This window comes from Clostridioides sp. ES-S-0001-03 (genome assembly GCF_020676075.1).
GTDB lineage: Bacteria > Bacillota > Clostridia > Peptostreptococcales > Peptostreptococcaceae > Clostridioides.
Genome location: NZ_JACVWJ010000003.1, coordinates 277442 through 295084, shown reverse-complemented (window position 1 = coordinate 295084; position 17643 = coordinate 277442). Strand labels below are relative to the sequence as shown.

The following is a 17643-nucleotide window of genomic DNA, read 5'->3' as shown; positions in this document are numbered from 1 at the left end:
TATCTCAGCTTCTTAAACTCATAAAATTCTAACTTTTCTGTACCTTATACTTCACATAGTATTTTCGATTAAATTTATTATACCATCTTTCCTTGCATTTTTTAAGATTTATTCAATATTTCTTTTAAAATTTTCAATTTTTACTCATTTAAAAGTTAAATATTTTATTTTGCATATTTAAGTACATTACTTACTTTAAAAGTAAATTATCATATACTTATTATTTAAAGTGTTTTTAAAAGGTTACAATATATATATTAACTCTTAATAGAATCTTGTCAAGTTTTTTTTAGTGTTTATTGTGATTTTTTCTTTTCAATTAAAATCAATTGTGGTGGGTTATTGACTTGATTTAAAAATTTAGATTCTAAAACATTAAATTCATCTTGATTTAAATTATTTACAAAATTATATATACTATCTTTTTCTTCTTGCCCTCCATCATGTCCTGTATATATAGCAATACTTATTATTCCATTTTCTTTTAATATTTCTAAGCTAGACTTTATAGCTTTTAAAGTTGTATCTGGTTTAGTTATAATTAGATGTTTTGCTCTTGGAAGATATCCTAAATTAAATAAAACACATGAAACTTCTTCTTTTACATATTTATCGATATTTTCATGACCATCAAGTATTAATTTTACTCTATCTATATATCCTTCTTTTTCTAATTTTTTTCTTGTAGATTTTAGAGCTTCTTCTTGTATATCAAAAGCATATACAAAGCCTTTTTCTCCAACCTTTTCAGCCAAATACTTTGTATCATAACCATTTCCCATGGTAGCATCTATTGTTACATCACCTTTATTAATAATATTTTCTAAATAAAATTTATTTATATCTGTAATTTTAGTTAAATGTTTTGCATATGCCATAATATTATTTCTCCCTACTATTAACTTCATTTCATTTTCATGTTATTTTATTGATTTTAAATATTTTATTTCATCTTCTGTTAAGTATCTATATTCACCAACTTTTATATCTTTTAATACTATTTTCCCTACAGAAATTCTTCTTAAGTTTAAAACTGGATGATTTATAGCCTTACACATTTTTCTTACTTGTCTATTTCTTCCTTCATGTATAGTTATTTCGCATACTGAATAATTCTTTTCTTTATTTTCCTTAGTTACTCTGATTTTAGCAGGTGCTGTTGTATAATCTTCTATTTTTAGTCCTTTTTCAAAATTTTTTATTTCATCCTTATTTATAATTCCTTTTACACTTGCCACATAAGTTTTATTAATTTCATGTTTTGGATGAGTAAGTTTATATGTTAAATCTCCATCATTAGTAAGTATCAAAAGCCCACTTGTTTCATAATCTAACCTCCCTATTGGATATACTCTTTCCTTTACATCTTTTAATATATCTATTACACTTGCTCTATTAAACTGATCTTTTACAGTAGTTATATAACCTTCTGGCTTATTCAATACTATATAGACATAATTTTCGCTTGGCTTTACTGCTTTATTATCAAATTCTACTATATCTTTTTCTTCATCAATATTAAAAGATAGCTCTTTTACTATATTTCCATTTACCTTTATTCTTCCTTCAAGAATGATTTCTTCTGCTTTTCTTCTAGATGCAATTCCACAAGAAGCTATATATTTATTAATTCTCATACATAATCCTTTCTTATCTTAAATTATATGTTATTTAATATTTTTATCAACATTAATTTTGTTACATTATTATACTATACTAGACCTTAATTAAAAACAAGCCAAAAAATTATTTAATTTTCCTAAATAATTGTAATTTCTTTTCACATACTATTAATATGTAATAGCTGATTAAACACTATTTTAAGGAAGTGATTATTATTTCAAAAGAAAATGTAAAATATTATTTAATGGTCGTGTTTATTGGAATTTTATTTTTTAAGTTTATTAATACTCCAGCAGATTTTATATCTAGCATTGAAGGATTATTAAGTTTTTTTAGTCCATTTTTACTAGCTATTTTACTCGCTTTGCTTTTAAATCCTCTTGTAATGCTTTTTGAAATAAAATTTAAAACACATAGGCTTTTATCCATTTTTTTATCTTATATATTGATAGGTATTATTTTAGCTTTTGGTATTAGATTACTAATTCCTTCAATAGCCAATACATTAAATAGATTAATAAATGAAATGCCTATCTACAGTGATTATATAGATAATTTTATAGAAAAAAATATGTCAAACATAGATTTTTTAAAAGCTCTAATTCCTCATATACAACACAGCTTAGATAATGCATTAAAAGAAGCTAGTAATTTTATTAGTAGAATTCCTAAAAACTTTTTAATCTATACACTTAGCATATCATCTATGCTATTTAGTATGGTAATGGGCTTTATATTATCTATATATATTATATATGATAAGGAAAAAATTGCATTAGGATTTAAAAGATTGCTATATTCTTCTACTGCTAGAAACAAAGCTGATGACATTATAGAATTTTTTAGAACTACTCATGATATTTTTTATGATTATTTAATTGGTAGAATTTTAGACTCTCTCATTATTGGTATAATTGCATTTATAGGATTTCAATTTATCATTCGAATAGAAAATGCTTTATTTTTAGCTTCAATAATATTTTTAGCAAATATAATACCTTATCTAGGGCCATTTATTGGAGCTATACCTCCAGTAGCTATGACAATTTTATACAGCCCACAAAAAACCATATGGGTTATCGTATTTATATTTATATTACAACAACTAGATGGAAATTTCATAGAGCCAAAGGTTATGGGCAATCAAGTTGGAATAGGAGCTATATGGATAATTTCTGCGATTTTAATAGGACAGTCTCTTTTTGGATTTATAGGTGTTTTTCTTTCAGTACCTGTAGCTGCTGTTGTAAAAACTTCTATTGACAAATATATTGACAAGAGATTGCAATAAGCTTTATCTTTTATAATTTTAAAAATTAATTATTATCTATTACATTACTATAAAAAAATGAAATTAACTCTTGGCAAAGAATATATGCTAAAAGTTAATTTCATTTTCTGATACAAAGTCTTAATTTTTTATATGTAATACTTTACATTTACTGATTATTTGAGTTCTGAGAATTTCCACTACTATCTGACCCTCCACTATTTTCTGATGAAGGTGGAGTTGGTGTCGGTGTTGGATTGCTCGTATTTGGTTTTTCTTGATTTTGAGAAGAATCATTGTTAGTTACATCTTTGTTATTGTTTGAAGTTGTATTTTTGTTTTTGGAATTAGATTTATTATTTTTACTCTTTTCACTATAGGAAGATTTCTTTGCTTCTGATTCCACTCTATACCTATCTTCTCCAGCTGTGTCTTTTGCCTTTTTCTTTCGTTCTTCCTCTGCTTCATTCTGTTCTTTTTCTAATTTAGTCAATTCCTCTTTCTTTTTAGATGCTTCATTTTTAATAACAGATGAGCCGTTTTTAATTTTCTCTATAAGCTTAAGCTCTTTAATTGCATCCGTATAATTTGTAGCTTTTTCAAATTCATCCACATTTAGCATTCTCATAGATTGCATATACATAGCTCTTGCATTTTCATTAGCGCTATCTTCTTCTAATGCAGAGGATAATGCTTCCATAGCTTTTTTATAGTCATGTTTCTCTAAATATATTTTTCCTTGCTCAGTTGAACTTATTTCATCTTTTTTATTAAATGAACATCCTACAAGAAATATAGATAATATCGATATCAATAAAATTACTCTTCCTCTCATTAAATCCCTCCTTGTCATATACTTTAAATTTTATCATAATCAGGAAGTTTTTAAAATATTTTATATTTATTACAGGAAAATTGTTAATAAAACAGAAAATAAGTAGATATGACTTGAATAACTATAACAAACTAAAAATTAGTTTAAATCTATAGATATATCGTCTAATCTACTTATTTTAAAATTTAATATTTAATTCTTCTTCTATACTTCTAAAGATAATAAGTCTTCATAACTTTGTCTTTTACAAATTATCTTGTCATCTCCATCAAATACTGACACTACTGCTGCTCTTGGTATTTTATTATAATTTGAAGACATTGAATATCCATATGCACCTGTTGATGTTGTTATAAGTACATCTCCACTTTTTATATCCATTATATCTATATCTCCAATTAATATATCTCCACTTTCACAACATTTACCAGCTATTGTTACATGGTTCATGGTCTCATGGTTAATCTTATTTACAATACTGCATTCATAATTAGCTTGATATAGTGAAGGTCTTACATTGTCTGTCATACCTCCATCTACACTTACATAAACTCTAACATCTTTTATATCTTTTATTGAACCTACTGTATACAATGTACTTCCTGCATTTGCAACTATTGATCTTCCTGGTTCTATTACCAATGTAGGTACTTCTATTCCAAGTTCTTTACAAGAATTTTCTGCTTTAGTGATTATAGTTTCACAGAATTCTCTTATAGTTTTAGGTTTATCACCTTTACTATAATAAACACCTACACCTCCGCCTAAGTCAATTTCTGTCAGCTGTATATTAAATTTTTCTTTTATTTCTTTTACTAAGTTCATCATTATATCTACTGTATCTATGTATGGTTCTACATCAAATATTTGTGAACCGATATGAGCATGAAGACCTACCAATTTAATATTTGTATAATCATTCAATTTTTCTATTGCTCTAAACAAATCTCCATTTACTAAAGCAAAACCAAATTTAGAATCTATTTGACCTGTTTTTATATAATCGTGTGTGTGAGCTTCTATACCAGGTGTTATTCTAAAATATATTTCTTGAGTTTTCTCCTTCTCTTCACATAATTTTTCAATTAAATCTAACTCATAGAAATTATCTACTACAAACTTACCTACTCCCAAATCTAATCCCATATTTATTTCTTCTTCAGTTTTATTGTTTCCATGAAAGAAAACTTTTTCCATAGGAAAATTTGATTTATAAGCTGTATATAGTTCCCCTCCTGAAACTACATCCAAACACATCTCTTCTTCATTTATAAGATTACACATATAAAGAGGTAAAAATGCCTTACCTGCATAAGCAACTTTATTTTTTCCATCTTTAGCCTTAAAATATTTTATATATTCTCTACAGTTTTGTCTTACTAAGTCTTCGTCAAATACATATAATGGAGTTTGATATTTTTTACTAAGCTCTAGACAGCTTACACCTCCAATATATAATTCATTGTCTTTTACAGTCATAGTTCCATGAAGTTTCATAATATCCTCCCTAAGTTTTATATATTAAATACTTCTGCTATTTTCTCAATAGCTACTTGTTTATCATCAGAATTTATGGCACAAGTTATACGAATTTCTGATGTAGTTATAAGTTTTACCATTATACCATTTTCATTAAATATCTTAAATACTTTAGCAGCAACTCCAGAAGTATTTTTCATACCAAGACCTACTAAAGAGAATTTAGTGATGTTATTATCAATTACTACATGTTCTTCATTTGTATATTTAGACACTATCTTTTTGCACTCTCCTAATTCTTCTTTTGGAACTGTAAATGACACACTTATTTTATCTAAAATAGGTGCAGTTTGACTTATCATATCCACACTTATTCCCATAGTTGCTATATCTTCAAATAAACTAGATATATTTTCTACTTTAAAATCTTTTATTGTTATAGAACTATCATCATCACTAGTAGCTAATCCTGTTATTACTTTATCCTCTAATTTCATGTCTTTTCCCCCTCTTATATATGTTCCTTTTACTGTACCACATGTACGTCCAACATAAATTTCAACACCATATTTTTGTGCAAGTTCTATACTTCTTGAATGCATTACTTGTGCTCCTAAACTTGCTAATTCAAGCATCTCTTCATATTCAATCTCATCAAGTTTACTTGCCTTTGCATATTTTCTTGGGTCTGTAAAATAAATTCCATCAACATCTGTATATATCTCACATTTACCATTTAATTTAACTGCAAGAGCTACAGCAGATGTGTCTGAACCACCTCTTCCAAGAGTAGTTACATCACCATCTTCATTGATTCCTTGAAATCCAGTTACTATTACAACATTCCCTTCATCTAAACTATTCTTTATTCTATTTACATTTATATCGTCAATTTGAGATTTTCCATGAAGTCCGCTTGTTTTTATATTTAATTGATAAGCATTATAGCTTATGGCTTTACAACCAAGTGCATTTAATGCTATTGATAATAAAGATGCCGAAATCATTTCTCCAGTAGACATTAAAGCATCTAGCTCTCTTTTACTAGGTTCATTACTCAATTCTTTTGCCAAGTTTATATATTCATCTGTTGATTTTCCCATAGCAGATACAACTATTACCATTTGTGGATTTTCTTTTCTTCTTTCTATTATATTTTCTGCAATTGACTTTATTTTGTCAGTATCTGCAACTGAACTTCCTCCATATTTTTGGACAATTATACTCATGCTCTTTCCCCCTCAAGCTAAATTTTGATAAATAAAAACGCCCAAAGGTATACTTTGGACGTGTGAACTTCATAGACCAAGTAACCTTGTAGCTCACCACTTTAAAAGTGACAGCCTTATGCATATTCTGCATAAGTCCAGAAAATCTGTTTGTCAACAACTTTTCTTCGGCTATAGACCCTTTCATCAATCATCAACACTTACCAGCTACTATTGATTACTCTTGAATATAGCTACCTCTACCCTAGGCTCATTATTATTAATTAATTTATTAATATAGTTTTATCATATTCTATATAATATTGCAACAATTTTTTTACAAAATGTGGCAAATCAAAAACTTTATTTTCTAAAATATCTTATATACAATTAAATAGTTTATTTAATCCTAAATCTATAAAATTTATACTATATTCATTATCTTCTTTCTCTAAGTCATTTAATTCAGATAAATTATCTGGTGTAACCACCAAAATATTTGGTACTCTAAAAAATGGAATTGTAGATTTATCTATTTTTCTAGAGAGATTCTCATATTTAGAAACATCTATTTCATTATTTAAATCAACATCTACTAAAACCTGCTTTATATTGCCAAATTGATCTGTATATTCAATAAATAAATCATATTTAACATCATCTACACTAACATTTCGATAAAATCTTTTTACATCACAACCTGCAGTATTAATTCTAACAACTAGTTCTGACCCTACTAGAGCCTTTATTAAATCATCTCCCTTAAAAAGCTTACTACCATTCAAATAGTAAACATATGAGAGGTCCTTATAGTTACGATAATCCACATCACATGGATATTTTTTTAGTGTATACTCACTACACATTTTTCTCAATGTTTTTTTGAAATTTTTTTTATTGTATCTTTTTTGGTCTCCATAAATCTTTCTAAATTGAGCTTCTGTAACACATCTAACCCTGCTAATTAAAAGCAATATCTCTTTTTCCATATTCGTCATAGTACATTCTCCTTGAAGTATTATTTGCAAAGTTGTACTAATATTATATTAAATTTATGACATTAAATTTACAAAGAATTAAAATAAAATAGCTAGTTTTTATAGAATTTATCTCTATAAAAACTAGCTATTAATGCACTAAACACTATCTACAGTTTTTTTACTAAGTTACACATTGCTTTGACTTTCAGAATCTTGTGAATTTGTATCTTCATTAGTTCCTGTCTCTTGTTTTGCTTTTTTATCATCAAAATTTGCAATATTTAAGTTATCAAATTCTGACATTTCAATTACACCAGACTCTTCTTTTGAATATGATATTTTAACTTTATCTCCAACTTGAGTCAATGGTAATTCGCTAGATACTTTTGAGGTAGCTTTAAATATTATCTCTTTATTAGAATCTAAAGTTACATAGTAATTAGTATTTCCTCCTCGCACATCAGGACTTATTCTAGTTACTACACCTTCTATAACTTCATCTTTCATATCATTATCAAGCTTTAAGTCATTGCCTTTAGATTCTAATGAATCTTTATAATTTCTTAAAGCTTCATTTTTATCTTCCCCTAGACCAAGTACATTATAATCTTCAACAGATACAAAAGCTACTCTCTTTACAAGACCAGCTTTATCTTTTAAAGATGATACATATGTTGGCTGACCTAATATATTGTACATAACAGGGAATGTAGCTTCATAATTCTTTTCTTGAACATTACCTTCAGCTGATTTCATCGCAGCTGTCTCAGTTGCTCCTGGCTGCTTATACAGTTTAGCTTCTTTAGTCCTAGAGTCAACAAGCATAAATCCAATTGTAGATTCATCTCCACCAGACGATGTTATACCTGTATACCAATATGACCTATTGTCATTTCCATAGACTAGCGATGTCCCTTCTGTTGGCACTAGTACTCCCTTTTCTGATATAACAGAATTTAAAAATCCATTGACATAAACACCCCAGTCTTGAATTTGGTCTGTTACAAATTTTTGTGGTTGTATTCTATCTACCCATTTAGGTGTATTTTTAACATTATAGACATTTATTTTTCCAGTTTCTGCATCAACGGTAGCTATGCCTGTGGCATTTGCTCCTCCATAACCAATTTTATGTTCATATAAACTTACAACCCAATAAGGTCTTCCTTCATCATTTATTTCAAGAGTAAAATCTGTCATACCAACATTTACAATACCATGTATGTATAAATGTCTTTGTAAATCTTGATGTAAATAAGCTTCTGGTTGATATACTATCTTTATTGGTTTTCCATCTATTTCTTGAACTAGTTGAACATCTTGAGGATTACTTGCTGATACCTTTACATATCCACTTGTACCACTTAAAGATGTAACCCATTTAATTATATCTCTATGCACAAGAGGTGCTACCCAGTACAACTCTCCATCTACATTTTGTATATGAAACTTTCCTAATTTTGATACACTACCTATAGCTGGAACTTCTCCAAGTTTTTTATCACCTAATTTCATTGCCATGTCTTCATCTACAAGACGAATGTCATTTACACTGACAGGACTCATATCATCAGTAAATTTACTCTCAGTCACCTTTCCTAATAAGTCTTTATAGGCTTTTGCATGAAGTACAGGTGTAGAGGCTATAAAAGGTACAACTACAACATATACAAGTAAAGCTATTGCTATTGAGAAATTATATTTAGCAAGTTTAGATGTTCTTTCATTTCTATCTAGCATCATATCTAATATTCCTGCTACAACAAAAAATATTATTCCTACTGAAAATAAAGATGTGAAGTCCAGTCTAAGTACAGGTAATTTAATAAATGCATAAATTGCTACAATTATGAGTGAAACTCCATATGTTTTAAGATATCGTTTCATTTAATACTCCTCTCTATAAAATATTATTATTACTATTATATCCATATATTTACAAAAAATAAATATTTATCATATTTATTATGTATTAAGATATCTTTATACTTTTGTACCACTATTTATTTATATTTGATGTATATCTCAAAAAAATATTATAATCATGTAAATAACTACAGAAAATCAAAAACTGAAGAAAGTGTTCTAACTAAGATTTACGAATTCTTAATCCTCTCGAAGTTAAACTACCATCTTCAGCCTAATTATTTAGCAATATTTTTATATGATAAATTTTAAAATAAATTTTTTATATGTTTGCCATTTTGGATACATAAGAATGCTGTTTAGAATTATATTCTGACAATAAACCTTCATACTCTAAAGTTAAACCATTTAAATTATAGAAATCATTTGGTGTTACTTCAAATGCTTCTTTATTCAAAATATCTATTTCACTTTTTTCTAACATATCAGCAACAAAGTTTGAACATACGTATTTATATTCAACTTTTCTGTGAATATTCATAGATAAATATATCAATGCCATTATATCATAATAGTAATCTTCTCTATAATCACTAATTAATTTTATATTTTTAAATAGATTTTCATATTGTGAATTACATACTTCTAATGAATATACTCTACATACAGTATTTTTTCTTATAGCATATAAGCCTTGATTTATATTTTCTTCAACAAAGCCTCCAATAAATGGATTTCTTGGATTTAATCTCCCAAAAGAATACATTGGCTTTAAATTTTCATTTAATGATATTGACACATGTGTATACAGTTTTTTACTTATATTTCTTATTAAATAAGATAATACAGTTCCTGTATATGTTGTTACAATATAAATTTTATTCATCATTTCCCCCCAATCTAGTAATTAAATAATATTATACACTTACAACTTAATGTCATAAAATATTCTAACATAATAAAGGCTATTTTACAAATTTTGATTTTAAAGTGCTTTAATATTATATAAAATATAATAAAAATATAAATATAAATTTTCTATATTTTTAACCAACAGATGTTTTCTTTAAATTAATCAAATGATTTAGTATATCCTGAGCTTTTCCAGAATCCTTTAGATAACCTAATGCTCCATTTATTTGTGATTTTAAATCTATTTCTACTTCCATATCCAAATCAACATTTCCTTTTTTTATAGATATATTTTTAAGTGTTACTGGATAAAGATAACTTTTTTCTAAAGTAATTTTATTTCCATTAACCTCAAATGGAACCTTTTTATTGTAATTACTTAGTATTTTTTCTAGCATTTTATCACTTATTTTAAATTTTCCAATCTTTACATTTTCAAGACTTACAACCAAATCTTCATTTTTTAAAGTGGGTTTTAGTTCAAGCTCATATTGGCTATTGATTAGACCAAAGACCTTATATGGACCTGCCACTTTTATTTTTCCATCCTTCATCTCAACAAAATTATTTTCAAATTCTTTAATTCCATGTTTATTCATTAATGTATATATTAGATTTCTAAACTCTTCTTCGGAAACAGATACTTTTCCAACCATTCTAAGTGGATTTTTTACTATTTCCATAGAATTTATATATGAACCTTTTGATAAATACTCTTCGTCTATGATTTTATTATTTTGTGAACTAACATCATATCTCTCTTTTGGTGTTAATATGTATACAACAATACCTGTTAACACTAAAATAATAACAATTAAGCTTAATATAATCTTTGCAATCCTTCCCATAATCGTCTCCTTTACAAATCTGCCAACAGATTTAAAATAAATTTAGATAACTAACTTCACATAATATTCTTAACAATATACATATTATAATACAGTCTTTTAAAGATTAATTCAACTAATCTGCTTTTTTGTAAATAAACTGTAAAAAAACATGTTTTTAGTATAAAAGTTAATATTTTGCATAATACTCTTAATTACACCTTTATTTTTTTCTAATCTTGGATTAAAATTAATATTATGCAATACAGTGTAGTGTTCTGTATTATAAGCAAATTAAATAGGAGGTATGAAAATATGTCAAATGAAACGAACTCATCTAACTTTATAAAAAATATTATTATAAATGACCTAGAAACAGGAAAACATGACAGTATAATAACTCGTTTTCCACCTGAACCAAACGGATATTTACATATTGGTCATGCAAAAAGTATATGTCTTAACTTTGGACTAGCTAAAGAATTTAATGGAAAGGCTAATTTAAGATTTGATGATACAAATCCATTAAAAGAAGATGTTGAATATGTAGAATCCATAAAAGAAGATGTTAAGTGGTTAGGATTTGATTGGAGTGAATTAAATTTTGCATCTAACTACTTTGATGAAATGTACAAAAGAGCTTTAATCCTAATAAAAAAAGGTAAAGCTTATGTGTGTGAATTAACACAAGATGAAATGAGGGAGTATCGTGGCACTCTTACTGAACCTGGTAAAGAAAGCCCTTATAGAAATAGAACTATTGAAGAAAACCTAGATTTATTTGAAAGAATGAAAAATGGTGAATTTAAAGATGGAGAAAAAACATTAAGAGCTAAAATAGATATGTCTTCTCCAAATATAAACCTTAGAGACCCAATTATATACAGAATAGCTCATTCAACACATCATAATACAGGAGATAAATGGTGTATATATCCTATGTATGCTTTTGCTCATCCAATTGAAGATGCAATTGAAGGAATAACTCACTCTATATGTACTTTGGAGTTTGAAGACCAAAGACCTCTTTATGACTGGTTTGTCAGAGAATGTGAAGTGGAAAATGTACCTAGACAAATAGAATTTGCTAGACTTAACATAAACAATACTGTTATGAGTAAAAGAAAATTAAAACAACTTGTAGACGAAGGAATTGTTGATGGTTGGGATGACCCTCGTGTTCCTACTATATCTGGAATTAGACGTAAGGGATATACTGCTGAAGCTTTACGTAATTTTTGTAGTGAAATAGGAGTATCGAAAGTTAACTCTACAGTAGACAGTCAAATGCTTGATTATTTCCTAAGAGAAAACTTACAGCCAAAGGCTCCACTTGCTATGGGAGTTTTAAGACCTTTAAAGCTAGTTATAACCAACTACCCAGAAGATAAGGTTGAAATGCTTGAAATAGAAAACAATGCTAAAGATGAATCTCAAGGTAAAAGATTAGTTCCTTTTTCTAGAGAATTATATATAGAACAAGATGATTTTATGGAAGAACCTATTAAAAAATATTTCAGATTTTTCCCAGGAAATGAAGTTCGTTTAAAAGGAGCTTATTTCGTAAAATGTACGGATGTAATTAAGGATGAAAATGGAAATGTAGTTGAAATACATGGTACTTATGACCCTGAAACTAAGAGTGGTTCTGGATTTACAGGTCGTAAAGTAAAATCTACAATACATTGGGTTGATGCTAAATCAGCTATACCATGTGAATTTAGATTGTTTGAGCCATTGATTCTTGATGATTTACCTGAAAATGAAGGAAAGCATTTCTTAGAACAGATAAATCCTAATTCATTAGAAATATTACAAGGTTTCGTTGAGCCTACACAAGTAAAAGATGCTAAACCTTTTGATAAATTCCAATTTGTTAGAAATGGGTTCTTTAGTATAGATAATAAATATACAACTAAGGAAAAACTTGTGTTCAATAGAATAGTTCCTTTAAAAAGCTCTTTTAAACCTGCTAAATAATTGTTATAACTAAAAAATGAAGACTTAAGATATAAATTACTTCTACTATAAATAAATTTAGTTAGAAGTAATTTTTTATTTTAGTCTTCATCATTTATTTTAAATAATTAACTTTTTCCACTACAGATTCCCATAACCTCTATTCCATCTTTTATACATTCTATATTGAGAGGAAAATCTGGACCTTTTTCCCCATCAATGTCTGTTATAAGAGAATCTTTACATTCTATATCTACTTTTTTAGTTTTAAAATACAATATTTCATTTCCATTATATTGATCTAAGTAATCACCTCTAAGCACACTTATCAAAACTGGTATTGATTTTGGAATTGGCATTCCTTTAAAAATAATTACATCTAAATATCCATCATCTATTTCAGCTTTATATGCTAAATTTATATTTCCTGCTGTTTTTCCATTAAAAATCAGCATAAGATACATATCTCCATCATAATTCATCTCTTTGGAATATACTTTTATCTTAAACTTCCTCATATACAATGCTTCTTCTATTCCCTTTATATAATAAGAAATTCTTCCAAACGAATTCTTTAAGTCTGTGCTTATTCTTTGTGATACATCAGTAAACATACCTGCACTTGCGACATTTATAAAGTATTTATTATTTACCTTCCCTATGTCTATTTTCTTTGGCTTTGAATTTATGATTTCCTTTATAGCTTCTTTTATATCAAATGGAATTTGAAGAGCATTTGAAAAATCATTTGCAGTTCCTGTAGGTAAAATTCCGATTGGAATCTTTATATCTAACTCTTTCATTGAATTTACAACTAAATCTATAGTTCCATCGCCACCTGCTATTAGTATATGGTCATAGGAACTATCTACTTCTTTAAATGCATTATTTACAGGCTCTTTAATATTCAATCTATAGGGTATCAATAAATAATTTTGTTTTTGATATAATTCTATAATAGTATCTAAATTTGATAATATTTTTTTTTCACCTGAATTAGGATTGTATATAAGTTTTACTTTTTTCATTATTTCTCCTTACTTATTTTATTCTTTTAATATCCAAAGTCCTCGTTTAAGAAAATTACATGTATTCTTTCTGGTGCTAATTGTCTTTTTATAAGTGTATAGCTACAGCAAATTCTTCCTGGACTTGAACAATCTATACATATGCCAGTAGTCTTACATCCAGTATTTGTATTCAGTCTCTTGCAATTTGCTGGAGCGGCTATTGTTTTAGTTCTTTTTATAGCTTCATCTACATCTTTAACTATTTTATTTACACCTGCTACAACTATTACTTTGTCTGGTCCATATATCATAGCAGCTACTCTATTTCCATTTCCATCTAAATTATAGAGCTCTCCATTTTCTGTTATTGCATTAGTACTTGTAAAATAAGCATCTGCACAAAATGATTTTCTGTATATTTCTTTCATTTCTTCTGGTTTAATATCTTTTGCATATCTATCAAGAAAATCATATTTTTCTCTTATAAAGTCAATAACTCCTGTCTCAAATAAAGTCATAGAGCCACCACAACCTACTAAAGAACCTACTTCTACTATTTCTTCAATTTTTTTAAGAAGCTCTTCTTTATTATTTACTAGATACCCTTTCATGTTATTACTTTCTAGAGATTTTATTGTTTTTTCTATTCTTTTTTCTTTAAGCCAATTTAGATTTTGATCCATCTCAACTTCCCCCTTATTTTCAATATGTATTAGTTTGTTATAAATTTTATTTTCTTTATAGTTTTATTTTAGTACATCTAAGAAAAAATACAATATAAAACTTTAAATAAATTTTCCATAAATTTTTTTATAAGACTAACTCATAATTTATAATTAAAAAGGAAAGTAGATGTATTTTTCTACTTTCCCTATATTGTATGTAGTATTATATATTTGTATGTAGTATTATATATTTTCTGAAATCTATATATTAATTATATGCTTTATTTTATTAAATATCACAATTAATTTAAGTGTAATATCATATTCTTTTTTAAACATATAAATTGTATTATTAAGTTTATTATATCCAATTTTAATAAATAATGTCACTAATTTGATGAAGAAGATGCTATAGCTGCACTTGTAGCTGCCATTACACAAGCAACTTGAATAGCAATAATAATATTTAAAAATATATTATTAGCTATAGAATCTATATTATTTTCTTTTTGTATTGAATCTGCATAAATAGAAGCCACAACAGCAGAACTAATCATTACTCTATTGCTTTTTCCTAAAGACCAATTCCCAAAACCTTTTTCTTCTTTAAGTCTATTGGAAACATTTTTTATATTTTCTATTATTTCATTTTCTTTATAATCTAATAACGAAATTGCTCCTATTATTGGATACCCATAATAATTTAACTTACAATCATTCTCTTTAAATGCTTTTTTAAGTTCAATAGTTTTTTTGCATTTACCCATTGTTCTATCTTCGCTAAATAAAAGAATTTGAGATAGTGCTTGTAAGTCATTTCCTTTATAAAAACCATTTTTATTTAGAAATTCATAGCATTTTTCTATGTATCCTAAATCTTCTTCTAAATTTTTTGAATGAATTGCAATAAGTGCTATATTACAATAGTCATCACTAGATGTTAAAAATGGATGTTTTTTCTTCATATATTCGTATACTGTTTTCATTTTTGATATACATGTAATATAATCCATTTTATCTCTATTTTCATAGACTATTGATGCTGTAAGTGGTAAATATGTATCTCCCCAAAACTTTTCATTTTTAAGATTTTTATATATCTCTAAAATCATCTTAAAACTACTTTCTGGATTTGATTCAAATGAAAGTAGTGTTGCAATATAAAATATGTTATATCCTCTAAAGTTAGAGAATAATCCAGTATTTTTTTTAATAAGCTCTATTCGCTCTTCTACTAATCTAGGGCTTATCCTCTTGTTCTTAAGCGTAAATGCAAGTGCACAACTATGTTGAATTAACCCCATTTGCCAAGAACCTTTAACTTCATTTAATGCTTTATAATTTTCCATTAATAAGTTTATTTTCCCATTTATAAAAGTTTGTTCCATATTGCCCTCCCAGTAATATACATTGTTGTATTAATTAACTTAATATCTATTATATATGTAATAAATATTGCAATCAATACATATTACTTGAAGAAGAACTATTATTCCATAATGATGTATCCTTTTTTATAGTGCCTTCCCATATTATTAACCCTGTCATAATACTCTGATTCACTTTCGTTACTCCATTTGGGTACAAATACATCTATCGCATTAGAATTACTAAAATACTTACTAGACCCCCTATCCATAACGGTTTTTACTTTACCATCTACAATAATCTTAGTTCCAAAACTTAAGTGATTGTTTGCCACAAAACCATCTTCTAAATCATCTCCTGTAGCAGTTATAGCTCCATATCCATTTTCTTGGTTAAGGCTGGTATAATAACTCACTTCAAATGTTATAGGAATTAAATCCTTTATTTTGATTCCTAGCTGGTTTTCTAGTCTCTCTTTTTGCACTTTCAATTTATACTCATCACTGCTTTTATAGTCTTCCATACCTTGATTATATTTAGAATTAAAGTTTTTACCTGAAGTTACTATAGTATCTATATTTACTATAGATTCTTTACAATGCTCTGCATCTATTTTTGTTTCTCCATTTACCAATAATGGAGTTAAACATACACTACATACAACACATGTAATCAATGCTTCTTTAAGCTTCATAAATTCCCCCCTTATTATTTTGATATATTAGCATATTTAATATTATATGTCTACATTTAGATTTAAATGCCATACTCATTTGCTTTAAGAAGTTGTCTTATACTTAATTCACCCTAAACCTTTATAAATCCTTCATCTTAGAATCATATAGTATAAGGCTTTTATGACTAAATATTTTTTTTATTAATCTTTTTAATAGCTCAAAACCACTTCTATTTAATTTTTCTATTTTTAAGAATTTAAGAATTAAAATTCTATAATTTTAAAACATATTGATTTTATTTTTTTGAAATGCTATAATTTTTTTAAGAGGTGATTAATATGATAAAAAATACAAAACAAATTACAGTTGAAGTTAATGAAATTTTATTACAAGAAGTATACAAAATGACTAATAATGAAAATACAGATTTATCAAACTTTATAAACGAATCAATCATAAATTATATTCTTGAAAATAGAAAAGATGACATTGAAAATAAAGATTTAGAAGAAGTAATTAATTTCTATAAAAAAGAGAATATAGAAAATCCTAAAAGTGCAGCAAGAGCTATTGCTGAAGCAAAAACTCATACATTATACTAAACAAATAAAAAGTTCCTAAAAATTAGGAACTTTTCTTTTTATTTTAATGGCTATTAATATCTATTTTAGTAATATTTATTTTATACTTATAAATACTTATTTAAACAACAAGATAATCTAATACATTGTCATTTAATATACTATAAATAATCAATATAAAAATAAAATTACAACTTTTAATATACCTAAAAAATAATCAATTTGTATAAATAATAAAAAAATTTTAGTTTTCTATTTTAATAATCGATATTTAGCTAAGCTCCGATTAACTATAAGTCTAATATAAAATTAAATATCAATAAATTTGATTTTATATTAGACTTATAGTATTAAAATGCATTAGAAAACTAGGGATACTTAAT

Annotated in this window: 16 protein-coding genes and 1 riboswitch; of the genes, 3 read left to right on the top strand and 13 right to left on the bottom strand. The window is 26.6% G+C overall.

Going from position 1 to position 17643, the window contains the following annotated elements; all coding sequences use genetic code 11:
• Positions 1 to 296 precede the first annotated feature (296 nt).
• Complete coding sequence (locus IC174_RS07815) at positions 297 to 878, bottom strand: tRNA (mnm(5)s(2)U34)-methyltransferase (protein ID WP_227435032.1); 582 nt, start codon at positions 876 to 878, stop codon at positions 297 to 299.
• A gap of 42 nt (positions 879 to 920) precedes the next feature.
• Positions 921 to 1637 (bottom strand): pseudouridine synthase, encoded by a 717-nt coding sequence (locus IC174_RS07810; RefSeq protein WP_227482596.1) that lies wholly within the window; start codon positions 1635 to 1637, stop codon positions 921 to 923.
• 191 nt (positions 1638 to 1828) lie between these two features.
• Here IC174_RS07810 and IC174_RS07805 point away from each other — a divergent pair, with 191 nt between their 5' ends.
• Entirely contained in the window at positions 1829 to 2914 is a 1086-nt protein-coding gene (locus tag IC174_RS07805; protein WP_227482595.1) for an AI-2E family transporter, read from the top strand.
• A 148-nt stretch (positions 2915 to 3062) separates the two neighbouring features.
• Here IC174_RS07805 and IC174_RS07800 read toward each other — a convergent pair whose 3' ends face one another.
• The 7 genes from IC174_RS07800 to IC174_RS07770 form a co-directional block, all read right to left on the bottom strand.
• Positions 3063 to 3728, bottom strand: coding sequence for a hypothetical protein (locus IC174_RS07800; protein WP_227435027.1), 666 nt, complete (start codon positions 3726 to 3728; stop codon positions 3063 to 3065).
• A gap of 204 nt (positions 3729 to 3932) precedes the next feature.
• Positions 3933 to 5225 (bottom strand): diaminopimelate decarboxylase, encoded by a 1293-nt coding sequence (gene lysA / locus IC174_RS07795; RefSeq protein WP_227482594.1) that lies wholly within the window; start codon positions 5223 to 5225, stop codon positions 3933 to 3935.
• A gap of 17 nt (positions 5226 to 5242) precedes the next feature.
• On the bottom strand, positions 5243 to 6436 hold the full coding sequence (locus IC174_RS07790) for an aspartate kinase (RefSeq protein ID WP_227482593.1): 1194 nt from the start codon (positions 6434 to 6436) through the stop codon (positions 5243 to 5245).
• An 81-nt stretch (positions 6437 to 6517) separates the two neighbouring features.
• Positions 6518 to 6686: riboswitch (Lysine riboswitch) on the bottom strand.
• A gap of 109 nt (positions 6687 to 6795) precedes the next feature.
• Positions 6796 to 7413: a hypothetical protein gene (locus tag IC174_RS07785; protein WP_227435022.1), complete on the bottom strand. Its 618-nt coding sequence runs from the start codon at positions 7411 to 7413 to the stop codon at positions 6796 to 6798.
• Positions 7414 to 7581: 168 nt separating this feature from the next.
• On the bottom strand, positions 7582 to 9282 hold the full coding sequence (locus IC174_RS07780) for a hypothetical protein (RefSeq protein WP_227482592.1): 1701 nt from the start codon (positions 9280 to 9282) through the stop codon (positions 7582 to 7584).
• A 301-nt stretch (positions 9283 to 9583) separates the two neighbouring features.
• A complete protein-coding gene (locus IC174_RS07775) occupies positions 9584 to 10147 on the bottom strand; it encodes a hypothetical protein (RefSeq protein ID WP_227482591.1) in 564 nt (187 codons plus the stop codon).
• 160 nt (positions 10148 to 10307) lie between these two features.
• Positions 10308 to 11021, bottom strand: coding sequence for a DUF2140 domain-containing protein (locus IC174_RS07770; RefSeq protein WP_227482590.1), 714 nt, complete (start codon positions 11019 to 11021; stop codon positions 10308 to 10310).
• A gap of 294 nt (positions 11022 to 11315) precedes the next feature.
• Between IC174_RS07770 and IC174_RS07765 the strand changes: the two genes are divergently transcribed.
• Positions 11316 to 12980 carry a glutamine--tRNA ligase/YqeY domain fusion protein gene (locus IC174_RS07765; RefSeq protein WP_227482589.1) on the top strand — a complete coding sequence of 555 codons (1665 nt, stop codon included), beginning with the start codon at positions 11316 to 11318 and terminating at the stop codon, positions 12978 to 12980.
• Between the two features lie 107 nt (positions 12981 to 13087).
• Here the strand turns inward: IC174_RS07765 and IC174_RS07760 are convergent, their stop codons facing one another.
• The 4 genes from IC174_RS07760 to IC174_RS07745 form a co-directional block, all read right to left on the bottom strand.
• Positions 13088 to 13987, bottom strand: a complete 900-nt coding sequence (locus IC174_RS07760) for a YegS/Rv2252/BmrU family lipid kinase (RefSeq protein WP_227435009.1) — start codon at positions 13985 to 13987, stop codon at positions 13088 to 13090.
• Positions 13988 to 14013: 26 nt separating this feature from the next.
• Positions 14014 to 14652 (bottom strand): lactate utilization protein, encoded by a 639-nt coding sequence (locus IC174_RS07755; protein WP_227435003.1) that lies wholly within the window; start codon positions 14650 to 14652, stop codon positions 14014 to 14016.
• 371 nt (positions 14653 to 15023) lie between these two features.
• A complete protein-coding gene (locus IC174_RS07750) occupies positions 15024 to 16022 on the bottom strand; it encodes a DUF4003 domain-containing protein (protein ID WP_227482588.1) in 999 nt (332 codons plus the stop codon).
• 101 nt (positions 16023 to 16123) lie between these two features.
• Complete coding sequence (locus IC174_RS07745; RefSeq protein ID WP_227435000.1) at positions 16124 to 16696, bottom strand: hypothetical protein; 573 nt, start codon at positions 16694 to 16696, stop codon at positions 16124 to 16126.
• 321 nt (positions 16697 to 17017) lie between these two features.
• Here IC174_RS07745 and IC174_RS07740 point away from each other — a divergent pair, with 321 nt between their 5' ends.
• Positions 17018 to 17281 carry a hypothetical protein gene (locus IC174_RS07740; RefSeq protein WP_227434999.1) on the top strand — a complete coding sequence of 88 codons (264 nt, stop codon included), beginning with the start codon at positions 17018 to 17020 and terminating at the stop codon, positions 17279 to 17281.
• Positions 17282 to 17643: the final 362 nt, after the last annotated feature.

What these genes read in the sequence shown, in the direction of transcription:
- IC174_RS07810 (WP_227482596.1), bottom strand. Translation starts at nt 1,637, where the DNA reads ATGAGAATTAATAAATATATAGCTTCTTGTGGAATTGCATCTAGAAGA.
- IC174_RS07745 (WP_227435000.1), bottom strand. Translation starts at nt 16,696, where the DNA reads ATGAAGCTTAAAGAAGCATTGATTACATGTGTTGTATGTAGTGTATGT.
- IC174_RS07750 (WP_227482588.1), bottom strand. Translation starts at nt 16,022, where the DNA reads ATGGAACAAACTTTTATAAATGGGAAAATAAACTTATTAATGGAAAAT.
- IC174_RS07760 (WP_227435009.1), bottom strand. Translation starts at nt 13,987, where the DNA reads ATGAAAAAAGTAAAACTTATATACAATCCTAATTCAGGTGAAAAAAAA.
- IC174_RS07800 (WP_227435027.1), bottom strand. Translation starts at nt 3,728, where the DNA reads ATGAGAGGAAGAGTAATTTTATTGATATCGATATTATCTATATTTCTT.
- IC174_RS07755 (WP_227435003.1), bottom strand. Translation starts at nt 14,652, where the DNA reads ATGGATCAAAATCTAAATTGGCTTAAAGAAAAAAGAATAGAAAAAACA.
- IC174_RS07785 (WP_227435022.1), bottom strand. Translation starts at nt 7,413, where the DNA reads ATGACGAATATGGAAAAAGAGATATTGCTTTTAATTAGCAGGGTTAGA.
- IC174_RS07780 (WP_227482592.1), bottom strand. Translation starts at nt 9,282, where the DNA reads ATGAAACGATATCTTAAAACATATGGAGTTTCACTCATAATTGTAGCA.
- IC174_RS07815 (WP_227435032.1), bottom strand. Translation starts at nt 878, where the DNA reads ATGGCATATGCAAAACATTTAACTAAAATTACAGATATAAATAAATTT.
- lysA (WP_227482594.1), bottom strand. Translation starts at nt 5,225, where the DNA reads ATGAAACTTCATGGAACTATGACTGTAAAAGACAATGAATTATATATT.
- IC174_RS07770 (WP_227482590.1), bottom strand. Translation starts at nt 11,021, where the DNA reads ATGGGAAGGATTGCAAAGATTATATTAAGCTTAATTGTTATTATTTTA.
- IC174_RS07790 (WP_227482593.1), bottom strand. Translation starts at nt 6,436, where the DNA reads ATGAGTATAATTGTCCAAAAATATGGAGGAAGTTCAGTTGCAGATACT.
- IC174_RS07740 (WP_227434999.1), top strand. Translation starts at nt 17,018, where the DNA reads ATGATAAAAAATACAAAACAAATTACAGTTGAAGTTAATGAAATTTTA.
- IC174_RS07765 (WP_227482589.1), top strand. Translation starts at nt 11,316, where the DNA reads ATGTCAAATGAAACGAACTCATCTAACTTTATAAAAAATATTATTATA.
- IC174_RS07775 (WP_227482591.1), bottom strand. Translation starts at nt 10,147, where the DNA reads ATGAATAAAATTTATATTGTAACAACATATACAGGAACTGTATTATCT.